The sequence below is a fragment of the Flavobacterium panici genome, from assembly GCF_024499525.1.
GTDB classification, from domain to species: domain Bacteria; phylum Bacteroidota; class Bacteroidia; order Flavobacteriales; family Flavobacteriaceae; genus Flavobacterium; species Flavobacterium panici.
Map to the genome: position 1 here is coordinate 5,410,361 of NZ_CP100437.1, position 13,648 is coordinate 5,424,008.

Consider the following 13,648-nt stretch of genomic DNA (forward strand, 5'->3'; position numbering starts at 1 on the left):
GATTCATCAGAACAAAAAGTAAAATGAAAAAAATATTTATCATCAACGGAAGTCAAAATTTTGCACATTCAGGCGGAAAATTCAATGAAACCGTTACCGATTGGACAATTGAATACTTAAAAAACAGTAACAAATTCGAAATTAAAACAACCGACATCAAACAAAACTTTGATTTAGACGAAGAAGTAGAAAAATTCGTTTGGGCAGATGTTGTAGTATATCACACTCCGGTTTGGTGGTTTCAGTTACCAAATCTTTTCAAAAAATACATCGACGACGTTTTCACAGCCGGACACCAAAAAGGAATTTACAAAAGCGACGGAAGAAGCCGAGTAAATCCTGACATCAATTACGGAACTGGCGGAATGCTGCACGGACGCAAATATATGTTGACCACAAGTTGGAACGCACCTGCAACAGCCTTTACACTTCCTGGAGAATTCTTCGAAGAAACATCTGTAGATCAAGGAGCTATGTTTGGTTTCCATAAAATGAATAAATTTGTAGGTATGGAAAAATTAAACAGTTTCCATTTCCACGACGTTGAAAAAGGTGCAACTGCAGAAAACATTGTCATCTTCAAAGAAAATTACACCAAACATTTAGAAGAAACCTTTAAAAACCTATAATCATGATCTCAATCACTGCAATTATAAAAAGTAAACAAGAAAATATTGAAGAAGTTAAAACCCTGATTCAAAATCTGGTTACACAAACCAGAAAAGAAGAAGCCTGCGTTCGTTACGATCTTCACACCACCGATAATGTTTTCATTATTTGGGAAGAATGGAAAGATCAGGCCGGACTTGATATTCATAACAATCAGCCTTATTTACTAGACTTTATTGCTAAAAGCGAAGCCTTAACTTCTGCGCCAATTCAGGTTTACAAAACAATCCAAATACTTTAATTAAGTAAAACTATGAAAGCACTTTTCACAAATACATACGAATCTGAATTCGTAAAAACTGAGATTGAAAAACCAGCTCCAAAAAAAGGAGAAGTTTTAGTTAAAATACACGCAAGTGGTGTAAACCCAATCGATAACAAAATCCGCCTTGGACTTTCACCTTATGCATCACCTGTTTTACCAGCTGTTTTAGGAACAGATCTTGCCGGAGTAATTGAAGAAATCGGTGAAGGCGTAACAAAATTTAAAGTTGGTGACGAAGTTTACGGACTTGCAGGCGGCGTTTTAGGTTTACAAGGAACTTTAGCAGAATACACCGCTGTCGATGCAGATTTATTAGCCATAAAACCAAAAAACCTAACCATGAAAGAAGCGGCAGGAATTCCGTTGGTTTTACTTACAGCCTGGGAAGGTTTAATTGACAGAGCGAAAGTCCAAAAAGGTGACAAAGTTTTGGTTCACGCCGGAGCTGGCGGCGTTGGTCACATGGTCGTACAGCTTGCCAAAATTTTTGGTGCCGATGTTTATGCAACCGTTTCTTCTCAAAAAGCAGAAATTGTAAAATCGTATGGAGCAACCTCGATTGATAAAAACACACCCGTTGAAGATTATGTAAATCAATACACAAACGGAAAAGGTTTTGATGTTATTTACGATACCCTTGGAGGTCAGTCTCTTGACGATTCATTTAAAGCCATTCGTCATTATGGGCAAATTAGCAGCTGTTATGCTTTCGGAACTCATACATTGGCAACAAGTTCACTTCATAATGCAAGTATTCACGGTGTTTTCGTTTTACGTCCAATGATTGGCAACGAAAACCGTAAACATCATGGAGATATCTTAAAAGAAACAACAAAATTAATTGAAGAAGGAAAACTAAAACCATTAATTGATCCTAGAGAATTCACTTTAGACAATGCAATGGAAGCTCACAAAGCTGTAAGCGACGGTTCTGCAATTGGAAAAATTGTTGTAGATATTATTTAAGTTTTTTGTCACGAATTACACTAATTTTCACGAATTAATTTTTTTAACTGGAGAAATAAAAATTAGTGCAAATTCGCGCAATTCGTGGCAAACCTTTTTTATTTAATTCCGCCAAAAGCGCCAAAACACATATTCTTATGTAAAATCTCTACGCTTTTGAAACCCACTTTTTTCATCAAATCCAATTGATAATTCATTGATCTTGGTGTATCTTCTTTGGCAATATAGTCAAATACATTTTGGCGATATTCAGCCCCTCCTATTCCTTCTAAATATTCACCATATCGCTGCCAGGTATATTCATTTAATAATTCTGTATCCTGCGTAATTAAATCTGAAATCATAAAACAACCGCCCGGTTTTAATAATTTAAACAACTTTATAAAAGTAGTTTCCCAATCTTTATCATCCCGTAAATGATGTAAAACAGCTCCAGCCAAAATAATATCAAAACTATTTTCTTCTAATTTAACTTCGCGAATATCACCTTGCTTAATCTCGACTTTTCCGTTTGTTTCTGCTGAAACTCTTTCAAAAGCTTTCTCCAACATTGGCAAACTCAAATCGACCAAAGTGCAGTTTAAATTTGGCAATTTAGACAACATCATTAAAGTGTAATTTCCGGCGCCACAGCCAATATCTAAAACATGAGTAGCATTTGGAATAATTCGTTTTGAAGCTTCCGTAATTAATTCTAACGAAACTTTCGCATCAATTGTAGATAATTGTCCGGTTTCTAAATTCGAAAATCGTTCGACATCATTATCAAACCTTTCCTTAATCTCTGTAATAGTTGATTTTTTCATAGTCTTTGTTTTTTATTGCCCACAGATTTTACAGATTAAACTGGTTGACGCAGATATTATTTAATCTTTATATAAAAACAAATCAGTGCAAATCTGTTTCATCCGTAAAACCCGTGGCCCATATATTTTTTTTTCAAAACTACCTCTTTCATAAATACTTTAAAAATACTATTTTTATCAATTAATAATACTTTTAAAGTATCATGGAATTACGTCATTTAAAATATTTTTTGGCTGTAGCCGAAGAACTGAACTTTACCAAAGCATCCGAGAAACTCTTTATTTCGCAGCCGCCATTAAGCCGTCAGATTATTGAATTGGAAGAAGAACTTCAGGCGAAGCTTTTCATTCGGAACAATAAAAAAGTAGAATTAACTGAAGCCGGAAAATATTTCGAAAAAGAAGTTAAAATACTTTTCCAAAATTTGGAACATATATCTTTAAAAACAAAAAAGATTGCCGAAAATGTTTCAGGCGAATTCAGAATTGCTTATATCAGTTCGATATATTCTGCAGTTATTTCAGATCTAATTAAACATTTAAAAATACAATTTCCGTATGTGAATTTCAAGCTTTTTGAAGTTTCCACAACAAAGCAAATCGATGCTTTAGAGCAAGGAAAAATCGAAATGGGAATTATACGTTCTCCCATAAAATCTCCTAAAATACAATCGCATTTATGGTTTCAGGATGGGTTTTCAATTGTATTCAATAAAAACAACATTCAGCTAAAATCTGAAAAAGAGATATTAAATTTAAAAGAGGAAACTTTCGTTTTCTTCAACAAAGATTACGCACCGCATTATCATGAAGTTTTATTAGAACTTTGTGCTTTTTATGGCTTTACGCCGAAGATTATTCACGAAGCAAATAATATAAATTCAATCGTGCAATTAGTCAAAAATGGATTAGGAATTTCGATTGTTCCTTCGAATATTGCCAAAAACAATCAAGATCCAGAAATAGGTTTTATCGAATTAAAAAAAGTCAATTTGGTGACAAATGTTTCGATTATTACATCAAAAGAAGACGAATCTGAGATTACTAAAACCGCAGTCGATTTTTTATTGCGTAAAAGTAGTTCTCGCTAAGATTACTTTATAATTTAATCTCGCAAAGACGCAGAGACGCAAAGTTTTTTATTTAATATTTAATGGGTATGCACAAAGTTTGTCATTTCGACGAAGAAGAAATCTTCGCGAGAAGCTCGGCAAAGATTGGCTTACGTTGCGGAGTTACTTGCGAAGATTTCTCCTTCGTCGAAATGACATAAAATGAGAAAAAAATCCTTTTAATCTTTTTAATCTGTGGCTAAAAAAACTTTGCGACTCTGCGACTTTGCGAGATTAACAAAAACTAATTCGTGAAAATTCGTGCAATTCGTGGCAACCAAAAAATCGTTACAATTTATCACACCAATCTCACACATAAAAACAGAACTTTTAAATACCTTAGCAAATTATAATTCTACAAAATAAAATCAATATAAAAATGGCTGAACAATCTTCAATTCAGTGTCCAAACTGCGGAACTCCTATCGATGTCAATGATGTATTAAAACATCAGTTGGAAGATAGCATACGCAAAGAATTTCAACAGAAAGCTACCATCCAAAATAAAGAATTAGAACTTAAAAACGAACAGTTCGAAAAAGCAAAAGCCGAATTTGAAGCAAAAAAGAAACAGGAAAACGAACTTTTTGCCGAGCGATTGGACCGAGAAAGAAAAATAGCCGAAAAAGAAATTTCTGAAAAACTTAAAATTAAACTCGAAGAAGAAAACAAAGATCGTTTGCTTTTAATGGAAAAAGAACTCTCTGAAAAGTCAGAAAAAATCAGGGAATTAAATAAAATGGAAGGCGAAATCGCAAAATTACAGCGTGAAAAACTGGAAATGAAAGAAGCAATTGAAGCCGAAGCGCAAAAGCAATTAAACGCCACTTTAGTTTTAGAACGTGATAAAATTCGCAAACAAGAGGAAGAAAAAAACGAACTAAAAATCAAAGAATACCAAAAACAATCTGACGATCAAAAAAAGCTGATTGAAGAAATGAAACGCAAGCAGGAACAAGGTTCTATGCAATTACAAGGTGAAGTAATGGAATTAGCGATTGAAGAATGGCTGGCAAATAATTTCCCGCTTGATAGCATTGATGAAATCAAAAAAGGCGCAAATGGTGCTGATTGTCTTCAAATTGTAAACACGCGCGAATTGCAAAATTGCGGTTCAATTTATTACGAAAGTAAAAGAACAAAAGCTTTTCAGCCATCTTGGATAGAAAAGTTCAAAAATGATATTAGAATCAAAAGAGCCAATATTGGTGTTTTAGTAACTGAAGTTATGCCGGCCGGAATGGAACGTATGGGAATGCGTGACGGAATCTGGATTTGTACGTATGAAGAATTTAAAGGTTTAAGCGCCGTTTTACGTCAGTCACTAATTCAGGTAAGTCAGGCCGTTCAGGCACAAGAAAATAAAGGCGATAAAATGTCGATGTTGTATGACTTTTTAACCAGCAACGAATTCCGTTTACAAATTGAAGGAATTGTAGAAGGTTTTACCCAAATGCAAGGTGATCTTGATGCAGAAAAAAGAGCTATGCAGAGAATCTGGAAACAGCGTGAAAAACAAATCGAAAAAGTAGTTCACAATACTTTAGGAATGTACGGATCGATTCGTGGAATTGCTGGAAATGCGGTTCAGACTGTACGAGCTTTAGAATTGGATTTTATTGAAGGCGATGAGGACGAAAATCCTAAAGAATTATTAGAATAATAATGTGAGATGGCACGCGGATTAAACGGATTCGCTTCGCGAAAACGCGGATGTGCACGGATTTTTTTATCTTTTTCTTTGCGGAATTACTAGTGCGATTTCTCCTTCCTCGAAATGACAAAATAAAAAAAGGCTTCGATTAATTTCGAAGCCTTTTATTTTTAATTAACCTTTTTTGAAAGACATTGTAAGTCCAAACTGATTAGAAAGGTAAAGTTTGTTATTTTCAATAGAATAACCAGAAGTCGTTCTTAATAACTGCATAAATTCGCCTTCTTTTTTTGCATCACATTTTTTAGTTTCTGATGTAAGATTAGGAAACTTAAGTTTTCCTGCACAATCAGATTCTAAACTTCCTTTAATACCGTTGCATCCTGTTGATCCGGAAAAACTTGATGAAGACAGTTCTAGTTTTGGAGAGTTAGAAAAATCTTTTTCAGTAATTACTTTTCCGTTTAAGTTTTCTAAAATCCAGGTTTGTTGTAATTTCTTTTCGATTGCGTTTTCGTTAGTCGCAGCTACAGAATTTGTAGTCTTACTTGATTTGCAGCTGTAAGCTAATGACACCGCAATAAACAACATTAAAATCTTTTTCATGTAAAATAAATATTTATAAGTTTTATTTTACAAAAATATTCCAGCTTTAAGTCATTTTTATATTACTATAAGTCATTTTTAAACCATTCTAGGACATTTTTAAAACTCAAAAACATTAATCTACTTTCTTAAAAACCAAAAGTTTACCCGAAGGATTTGATAAAGTCAATCTATTGTTTTCAATACCATAAGTAGTCGTATTTTGAAGCGCTTTTGTAAACTCCCCCTCTTTATTTCCCGGCGCACAAGCCATTAAAGTCGAAATAACTTTAGAGAATCGAAGTAAATTCTTTTCATAAAAAATAGTTCCGCTGATTGCATTACAACCGCCGTAACCCATAAATTTATTTTCAGAAGAGTTGATTTCGATTCTTGGCAATTCTCTTTGAAAGTCAGTTACAAAAACTTTGAATCCGTTGAGTTCTTCCAAAACCCAAATATCATGTAAGCGATAATCTGTATTATATTTTCCGCAGCCACCAATTTTTTTGGACTCTAATTCTGAATTATTTTTAATTTCTATAGAAACTTTATAAGGAGAAATTGCACCTGACATTGAATTCTGACAATCTACCTGCTGAATTGTAATAGTCGCTGTCGAAGTTTCATTAGCAACTTTATACATCTTAACATTAGCATCCATCGCTCTGATTGCATCAACAGGTGCAAAAACAAGTTTTTCTTTTCCTGGAATTAAGGAAGTGAATATAATTTCCTCGTTTCCCATCTTTAAGCCCCAAAACGGCTCGTTTCCGGTTGCTGTAAAAAAATATTTCATTTCATCTTCCTGAGAACCATATTCAGAAATAGTTTGTGTATTTGAAGTTTTGTCTGTTGTAGATTTACAGCCAGTCATTACAGAAAGTAAGAACAAAAGTGAAAGTATATTTTTCATAACGTTTTATTTGAAATAACATCATTTAACAAAATACAAGTAAAATTCTTATGAATTTACGACAATATTTTGAATTTCTTATTTAGAATCTTTTCAAATTTAAAATAATTATCAGTATCCATTTCATTAAAAACCCGCACTACGTAAAAGATTACGATGAAATACGTATTCCAGAAACACTACATCTACTTAAAAAATATACTTAATACGTATTTTTATAAGTATTAATACTTATATTTGCGCAATAATACTTAATTAAAGAAATCATGATTAGAGTAATAGTAGTTGGAAACGGCATGGTTGGTTATAAATTTTGCGAAAAGTTCGTTGCAAAATCAGGACAGGAAAAGTATCAAATTATCGTTTTTGGTGAAGAACCAAGGCGCGCCTACGACCGTGTTCATTTAAGTGAATACTTTGGAGGAAAAACGGCCGATGATTTATCATTATCAACAACCGAATGGTACGCTGAAAACAACATTATTCTAAATACATCAGAATTAATTACAGATATAAATCGTACCGAAAAAACAATACATACACATTTAGAAAAAATACATACGTACGATTACTTAGTTTTAGCAACAGGTTCATCAGCTTTTGTTCCGCCAATTGACGGAGTCGAAAAAGATGGTGTTTTTGTATACAGAACTATCGAAGACTTAGATGCTATTATGGCTTACGCCAAAAAGATAAAACAAAAAGGTGCAACCGAAGCCGCTGTTCTTGGCGGAGGATTATTAGGTCTTGAAGCTGCAAAAGCCGTTAGGGATTTAGGATTGAACCCGCATGTTGTCGAATTTGCTCCGCGTTTAATGCCGAGACAATTAGACAAAGGCGCAAGTGATATGCTGCAAGCAAAAATTGAAGAATTAAATATTGGAATTCATCTTAACAAAGCAACACAATATATAGATGGAAAAGAAAGTATAACGGGAATGATGTTTGCTGACGACGAATTGTTAAAAGTAGACATGTTGGTTATATCTGCCGGAATTAAACCTCGCGACGAATTAGCTCGAGTTTCAGGACTTGAAGTGGGTTTACGAGGCGGAATCGTGGTAAACAATCAAATGCAGACATCAGATCCTTCTATTTATGCCATAGGCGAAGCGGCACTTTACAATCAAAACATTTACGGACTTGTTGCTCCGGGTTACGAAATGGCCGATGTTGCTGCCGAGCAAATCTTAAATGGTTCTAAAACCATGAGAGAAACCATCGATATGTCGACACAATTGAAATTAATTGGTGTTGAAGTAGCAAGTTTTGGTGATCCTTTTGTTGAAAATGAAAACGTAACCGCCATTATTTATGAGAATAAATTAAGCGGTGTTTATAAAAGAATCAATGTTACCAAAGATTCGAAAACGCTTTTAGGTGGAATTTTGGTTGGAGATGCAAGCGATTATAATTCGCTTTTCCAGATTTACAGTAACGCAATGGCCTTACCTAAAAATCCGGAAGATTTGATTTTAGGCTCTCGTGACGGTTCTGAAGGTTCAAGTTTAGGAAGCGTAATGGATTTACCGGATACAGCCGTAATTTGCTCTTGCGAAAATGTTACAAAAGGCTCTATCTGCTGTAAAATTTTAGATGAAAGCTGCGCTAGTTTTTCAGATGTTGTGAAAGCAACTAAAGCTACTTCTGGCTGCGGCGGCTGTAAACCAATGGTTTCTGACTTGGTAAAAGCCACTCAAAAATCACTTGGAAAAGAAGTTAAAGAAGTAATCTGCGAACATTTCAGCTATAATCGTCAGGAATTATTCGATTTAGTAAAAATCAATAAATACGAGAATTTCTATGATGTTTTAGATCATCACGGAAAAGGCGACGGCTGCGAAGTTTGTAAACCTGTTGTAGCTTCTATTTTCTCTAGTATTTATAATGATACGGCAAACAAACACGTTACAACTCAAGATACAAACGATAGATTTTTGGCCAATATTCAACGAAACGGAACGTATTCTGTAGTTCCCAGAGTTGCCGGAGGTGAAATCACAGCTGAGAAATTAATTGTGATTGGCGAAGTAGCCAAACAATTCGATTTATATACTAAAATTACCGGAGCACAAAGAGTTGATTTATTTGGAGCACATTTAAGTGATTTACCAAAAATATGGAAAATCTTAATTGACAATGGTTTTGAAAGCGGCCATGCTTACGGAAAATCGCTTCGTGCCGTAAAAAGCTGCGTCGGAAATGCCTGGTGTCGTTACGGAATGGACGACAGCACCGGATTTGCTATCGAACTTGAAAACAGATACAAAGGAATCCGTTCTCCACATAAATTAAAAGGCGGTGTTTCGGCCTGCATTCGCGAATGCGCAGAAGCAAGAGGAAAAGATTTCGGATTAATTGCTGTTGAAGGTGGCTGGAATTTATACATCGCAGGAAATGGTGGAGCAAATCCAAAACACGCCGTTTTATTAGCCGAAAAAATAGACAAAGAAACCGTTATCAAATACATGGACAGATTCTTAATGTACTATATCCGTACCGCTGGCCCGCTGATTAGAACTTCAACTTGGTTAGAAAAATTAGACGGAGGTTTAGACTATTTAAAACAAGTTATCATCGAAGACAGTTTAGGAATCTGCGAAACATTAGAAGCCGAAATGCAGACTTTAGTTAACACTTTTGAATGCGAATGGAAACAAGTTCTGGAAAAACCAAGATTATTAAAACGCTTTAACCATTTTGTAAACTCAGACGAGAAAGACGACAATGCTGTTTTTGTTCCGTTAAGAGATCAAAAAGCGCCAAAAGCGTGGACTTAAAAAATATCTTGCCACAAAGGCACAAAGTCACGAAGTCAAGTCATAAAAACTTAAAAAAAAACTTAGCGCCTTTACGCCTTTGTGGCAAAACATCATAAAGCTCCAAAAAACAAAAAAATATCAATAACGTTTGCTGTCCTTCTTACCCTCTTTTTTACTGCGCCATCAAAACTCTCTTGATTGTAAAAAGAGGGCTAAGAAACAGGAAATCAAAACTCAATCAAAATGGAAGAAATCTTAAATCAATACGAAACAGTTCATGCGAGCGATGCAACAATTTGGTTTAAAGCGGGCAAAGTTGAAGATTTCCCTACTAATCGCGGCGGCTGCATTAAATACAAAAACAAGCAGATTGCTATTTTCAATTTCACACGCCGTAATGAATGGTACGCCTGCCAAAACGCCTGTCCGCACAAAATGGAAATGGTACTTTCAAGAGGAATGACCGGATCTACAGATGATATCCCGAAAATTGCCTGCCCAATGCATAAAAAAACATTTTCGCTAGTAGATGGTTCTAACTTAAATGGCGATGACTTAAAAATTGCAACATATCCAATTAAGGTTATTGAAAACGAAGTATTTGTTGGATTTGTAGATTAATTTTAAAGCCACAGATTTCACAGATTAAAAGGATTAAAATTATTTGCCACGAATTTCACGAATTAGCACGAATTAAATTAGTGGAATTCGTGAAATTCGTGGCAAAAAAACTTAACACCAGATTAAATCCAAAAAATCCTTTAATCTGTGGCAAAAAAACAAAAACAATAATTCGTGCTAATTCGTGAAATTCGTGGCTAAAAAAAACTTAATTCCGTATCTTTGAAATCTATTATCAAACCAAAAAATGACTACACCTTTTCAAAAAGCAAGCGAATGGATTGATGCTGAAAACGCACAAGATCCAAACATCGAAACCGACCAAAACAAAGAATATCCAAAAGAATTATTGTATTCAAACAGGATGTACGAAAGACTGATGCAGTTTGAACCCAATGCTTCTGAAGAAATTCAGATTGCATCAAAAGCACAGCACATCTGCCGATGGAAAGTTGCCCGCGAATCATATCCAATGGATCGTGTAGGTTATTTGAAATGGAGAGAAGAATTAAAAAAATTCCACGCTAAAACTACAGCCGAAATTCTTGAAAAAGCAGGTTATGATCAGGCTTTTATCGATCGCGTTTCTTTTTTAATTGAGAAAAAATTACTTAAAAAAGATCACGAAACGCAACTATTAGAAGATGTTATCTGTCTGGTTTTTTTAGAATATTATTTAGACCCTTTCGTTCATAAACACGACGACGAAAAACTAAAAAATATCATCAAAAAAACCTGGGATAAAATGTCGGATAAAGGACATCAGGAAGCGTTAAAAATCAATTATTCTGAAGAAAATTTAAACCTTATAAAAGCATCTTTAGGATTGTAAACTGACTTTATGAAGAAAAGCAATCAGGAAGAAGATAAAATCACGTTCAAAAATTTACGCCGTCTGTATTTTTTTGCACTTCTTACTATTGCCCTAACCATAATTATCAGTCAGGTTTTAGTGCAGTATAATCTGAATCAGCAGTTAAGTGATTCTAAAATCATCAACTTTTCCGGAAAACAAAGAATGCTGAGCCAGAAAATCGTCAAGGAAGCTCTGATTCTGCATTACGTTTCTGATATCGCTTCAGCTAAACAAATTTCACATTTACAAGATGTTTTATCACTTTGGAAAAAAAACCAAAACGCACTCGAAAACGGCAGCGACAGTTTAGCTTTTCCAAAAGAAAAATCAGAAACACTCAGCAAATTATATCTCGAGATCAATCCAATTTTCAATAAAATTGCACAAACAACCGATTCGTTTTTATTGAATTTAAAACAGAAAAAACAATCTGCAGAAAATCAAAAACTGGTACAGATTATTTTAGAAAACGAAGGTTCTTTTCTTTCAAAAATGAATCAGATTGTAACACAATATGATCTCGAAGCACACGAAAAAGTAACGGAACAGCGCAAAATAGAATATTGGATTTTCGGTTTTACATTATTGGTGCTGCTTTTAGAATTCTTCTTCATTTTTAAACCTACAAATAAAAAGATAGAACGATTAATTACAAGACTTTTATCTTCCGAAAAGAAAGCTTTAAAACTGGCTTACGACACTGAAATTATTAGTGAAATCAAAGAAAATTCGGTTAAAGAATTAAAATCGCTCAACTACGCAATGGAGAATACTTTACTCTATTGCCGAATTGCGCCCGATGGTTCGATAATTCATATTGGAGAAAAATTTGCCAAACTTTTAAACTACACTAAATTTTCATCCAACAAAAAATTCTCTGAAGTTTTAACCGTTGATGAAAAAGAGCAAATCAATATTGACCGACTCATTTTCGAAAAACAACGAAGCGGCTGGCAAGGCGAAATCAAAATTTTAAACAAGGAAAATCAAACCATTTGGTTGGATTTATCAATGGTTCCCGTAACCATCAAAAAAGATGAATTAGAACTTTTGATTGTTTGTTTCAACATTACCGAACGCAAAAAAGCGCAGCGTGAAGTCGAACGTTTGAATCTTGAAAACACGACCGAAAAAATCAATCAGCAAAAGATTATTTCGAGCAAAATTGTTGAAAATCAGGAAAACGAACAAAATCGAATCGCCAAAGAAATTCATGACGGAATTGGTCAAATGCTTACCGGTTTAAAGTTCAGTCTGGAAAGCATTAATCTGGATGACCGAGAAAAATCAGAACAAAAAATTGAATACCTAAAAAAACTTTCACTTGACATTATAAAAGGTGTCCGCACCGCAACTTTCAACTTAATGCCTCCGGAATTAAGCGATCACGGAATCGTTTCTTCCTTGGCAAAACTAACGCAGGAACTTTCAAAACTTACCGGAAAAGAAATCCTTTTCTACAACAAAACCAATTTCGACCAACGTTTAGATTCTCTAATCGAAATCAATATTTACCGACTTACACAAGAAGCCATAAACAACGCCATAAAATACGCTGAATCATCGCATATAATTGTTCAACTATCACACAGCGAGACCCTTTTAAGCGTTATTATCGACGATAACGGAAAAGGTTTCGATATCAATTCAGTTGACAAAAAACGAAACAGCGAATCAGGAATGGGACTTTTATTTATGAAAGAAAGAATTCAATACATCAACGGCCGCGTTTTCATCAACTCAATTCCAGGCGAAGGAACAAGGATTACGTTTAATATTCCGATACTTAAGTAGAAAATCCAATTTTTAAATTCCAATATTTAAGTACCAAATTCCAATTGCGCAAAGTATTGTCAGGCTGAGCGAAGTCGAAGCCCACACAATCTTAATCGACAATCAAAAAAATAAGAATAATCATCTGGGCGAGCCACCATCCCGATAAGAGGGCAAATTTACTTTGTCTTTATTCGCCCTCTTATCGGGATGCTGTCGGGCTATCCGGGCTACTTCGGTAGCTTCCTCCTATCCCTCTCGCGGACAATCGTTTTCAAAAGAAAATTTAAGTTTACAAGGAAATAAAAAGTAAAAAATAAATTGCCTCCAGCTAAAGCTGGAGGCAATTAAAACCAAACTTTGTCAAAGTTCAAAACTTTGACAAAGTTGACCACAATCTTGCCAGGCTGAGCGAAGTCGAAGCCCGCGCAATCTTAATCGACAATCTTTGCAGAGCTACTTACGTGGGCTTCGACTTCGCTCAGCCTGACAATTACTGTACTCAATTGGGATTTGGAATTTAGATATTGGAATCTAATTTTCTAATGATTTTTTAATATTGGAATTTGGAATTTCAAAAAATTGGAATTTTAAATAAAAAAAGTACGTATATTAGCGTCTTCTTTATAGATGAATATACGTAAAAATCCAAAAACCAAAATT

Annotated in this window: 12 protein-coding genes; 9 read left to right on the top strand and 3 right to left on the bottom strand. The window is 34.5% G+C overall.

The features are described 5' to 3' along the window. The first annotated feature begins 23 nt into the window (after positions 1 to 23). Genes NLJ00_RS22525 through NLJ00_RS22535 form a run of 3 tightly spaced genes read left to right on the top strand, consistent with a single transcriptional unit; the run spans position 24 to position 1,900 of the window. Positions 24 to 629 (top strand): NAD(P)H-dependent oxidoreductase, encoded by a 606-nt coding sequence (locus NLJ00_RS22525; protein ID WP_256635486.1) that lies wholly within the window; start codon positions 24 to 26, stop codon positions 627 to 629. Positions 630 to 631: 2 nt separating this feature from the next. Next, positions 632 to 910: a putative quinol monooxygenase gene (locus tag NLJ00_RS22530; protein ID WP_256635487.1), complete on the top strand. Its 279-nt coding sequence runs from the start codon at positions 632 to 634 to the stop codon at positions 908 to 910. Positions 911 to 922: 12 nt separating this feature from the next. Next, entirely contained in the window at positions 923 to 1,900 is a 978-nt protein-coding gene (locus NLJ00_RS22535; protein WP_256635488.1) for a zinc-dependent alcohol dehydrogenase family protein, read from the top strand. Between the two features lie 98 nt (positions 1,901 to 1,998). Here NLJ00_RS22535 and NLJ00_RS22540 read toward each other — a convergent pair whose 3' ends face one another. After that, the gene (locus NLJ00_RS22540) at positions 1,999 to 2,706 is read right to left on the bottom strand and encodes a class I SAM-dependent methyltransferase (protein WP_256635489.1); all 708 of its coding nucleotides are present in this window, start codon (positions 2,704 to 2,706) and stop codon (positions 1,999 to 2,001) included. A 203-nt stretch (positions 2,707 to 2,909) separates the two neighbouring features. On the opposite strand from NLJ00_RS22540, the gene NLJ00_RS22545 reads away from it, so the two are divergent. Both NLJ00_RS22545 and NLJ00_RS22550 read left to right on the top strand, forming a co-directional pair. Continuing rightward, complete coding sequence (locus NLJ00_RS22545; protein ID WP_256635490.1) at positions 2,910 to 3,797, top strand: LysR family transcriptional regulator; 888 nt, start codon at positions 2,910 to 2,912, stop codon at positions 3,795 to 3,797. A gap of 400 nt (positions 3,798 to 4,197) precedes the next feature. Beyond that, positions 4,198 to 5,481 (top strand): DUF2130 domain-containing protein, encoded by a 1,284-nt coding sequence (locus NLJ00_RS22550; protein ID WP_256635491.1) that lies wholly within the window; start codon positions 4,198 to 4,200, stop codon positions 5,479 to 5,481. Positions 5,482 to 5,646: 165 nt separating this feature from the next. Here the strand turns inward: NLJ00_RS22550 and NLJ00_RS22555 are convergent, their stop codons facing one another. Both NLJ00_RS22555 and NLJ00_RS22560 read right to left on the bottom strand, forming a co-directional pair. Beyond that, entirely contained in the window at positions 5,647 to 6,078 is a 432-nt protein-coding gene (locus NLJ00_RS22555; RefSeq protein WP_256635492.1) for an META domain-containing protein, read from the bottom strand. A 115-nt stretch (positions 6,079 to 6,193) separates the two neighbouring features. Next, positions 6,194 to 6,973, bottom strand: coding sequence for an META domain-containing protein (locus NLJ00_RS22560; RefSeq protein ID WP_256635493.1), 780 nt, complete (start codon positions 6,971 to 6,973; stop codon positions 6,194 to 6,196). A gap of 266 nt (positions 6,974 to 7,239) precedes the next feature. Between NLJ00_RS22560 and nirB the strand changes: the two genes are divergently transcribed. The 4 genes from nirB to NLJ00_RS22580 all read left to right on the top strand — a co-directional run bounded on the left by nirB (position 7,240) and on the right by NLJ00_RS22580 (position 13,006). Then, positions 7,240 to 9,753: a nitrite reductase large subunit NirB gene (nirB, locus tag NLJ00_RS22565; protein WP_256635494.1), complete on the top strand. Its 2,514-nt coding sequence runs from the start codon at positions 7,240 to 7,242 to the stop codon at positions 9,751 to 9,753. Between the two features lie 225 nt (positions 9,754 to 9,978). Continuing rightward, on the top strand, positions 9,979 to 10,356 hold the full coding sequence (gene nirD / locus NLJ00_RS22570; RefSeq protein ID WP_256635495.1) for a nitrite reductase small subunit NirD: 378 nt from the start codon (positions 9,979 to 9,981) through the stop codon (positions 10,354 to 10,356). A gap of 247 nt (positions 10,357 to 10,603) precedes the next feature. Continuing rightward, complete coding sequence (locus NLJ00_RS22575) at positions 10,604 to 11,188, top strand: DUF4202 domain-containing protein (protein ID WP_256635496.1); 585 nt, start codon at positions 10,604 to 10,606, stop codon at positions 11,186 to 11,188. Between the two features lie 9 nt (positions 11,189 to 11,197). After that, positions 11,198 to 13,006, top strand: a complete 1,809-nt coding sequence (locus tag NLJ00_RS22580; RefSeq protein WP_256635497.1) for a PAS domain-containing sensor histidine kinase — start codon at positions 11,198 to 11,200, stop codon at positions 13,004 to 13,006. Positions 13,007 to 13,648 lie beyond the last annotated feature (642 nt).

Coding starts and splice junctions, on each gene's coding strand:
- nirD (WP_256635495.1), top strand. CDS start 9,979: ATGGAAGAAATCTTAAATCAATACGAAACAGTTCATGCGAGCGATGCA.
- NLJ00_RS22580 (WP_256635497.1), top strand. CDS start 11,198: ATGAAGAAAAGCAATCAGGAAGAAGATAAAATCACGTTCAAAAATTTA.
- NLJ00_RS22540 (WP_256635489.1), bottom strand. CDS start 2,706: ATGAAAAAATCAACTATTACAGAGATTAAGGAAAGGTTTGATAATGAT.
- NLJ00_RS22555 (WP_256635492.1), bottom strand. CDS start 6,078: ATGAAAAAGATTTTAATGTTGTTTATTGCGGTGTCATTAGCTTACAGC.
- NLJ00_RS22530 (WP_256635487.1), top strand. CDS start 632: ATGATCTCAATCACTGCAATTATAAAAAGTAAACAAGAAAATATTGAA.
- NLJ00_RS22545 (WP_256635490.1), top strand. CDS start 2,910: ATGGAATTACGTCATTTAAAATATTTTTTGGCTGTAGCCGAAGAACTG.
- NLJ00_RS22575 (WP_256635496.1), top strand. CDS start 10,604: ATGACTACACCTTTTCAAAAAGCAAGCGAATGGATTGATGCTGAAAAC.
- NLJ00_RS22560 (WP_256635493.1), bottom strand. CDS start 6,973: ATGAAAAATATACTTTCACTTTTGTTCTTACTTTCTGTAATGACTGGC.
- NLJ00_RS22550 (WP_256635491.1), top strand. CDS start 4,198: ATGGCTGAACAATCTTCAATTCAGTGTCCAAACTGCGGAACTCCTATC.
- NLJ00_RS22525 (WP_256635486.1), top strand. CDS start 24: ATGAAAAAAATATTTATCATCAACGGAAGTCAAAATTTTGCACATTCA.
- NLJ00_RS22535 (WP_256635488.1), top strand. CDS start 923: ATGAAAGCACTTTTCACAAATACATACGAATCTGAATTCGTAAAAACT.
- nirB (WP_256635494.1), top strand. CDS start 7,240: ATGATTAGAGTAATAGTAGTTGGAAACGGCATGGTTGGTTATAAATTT.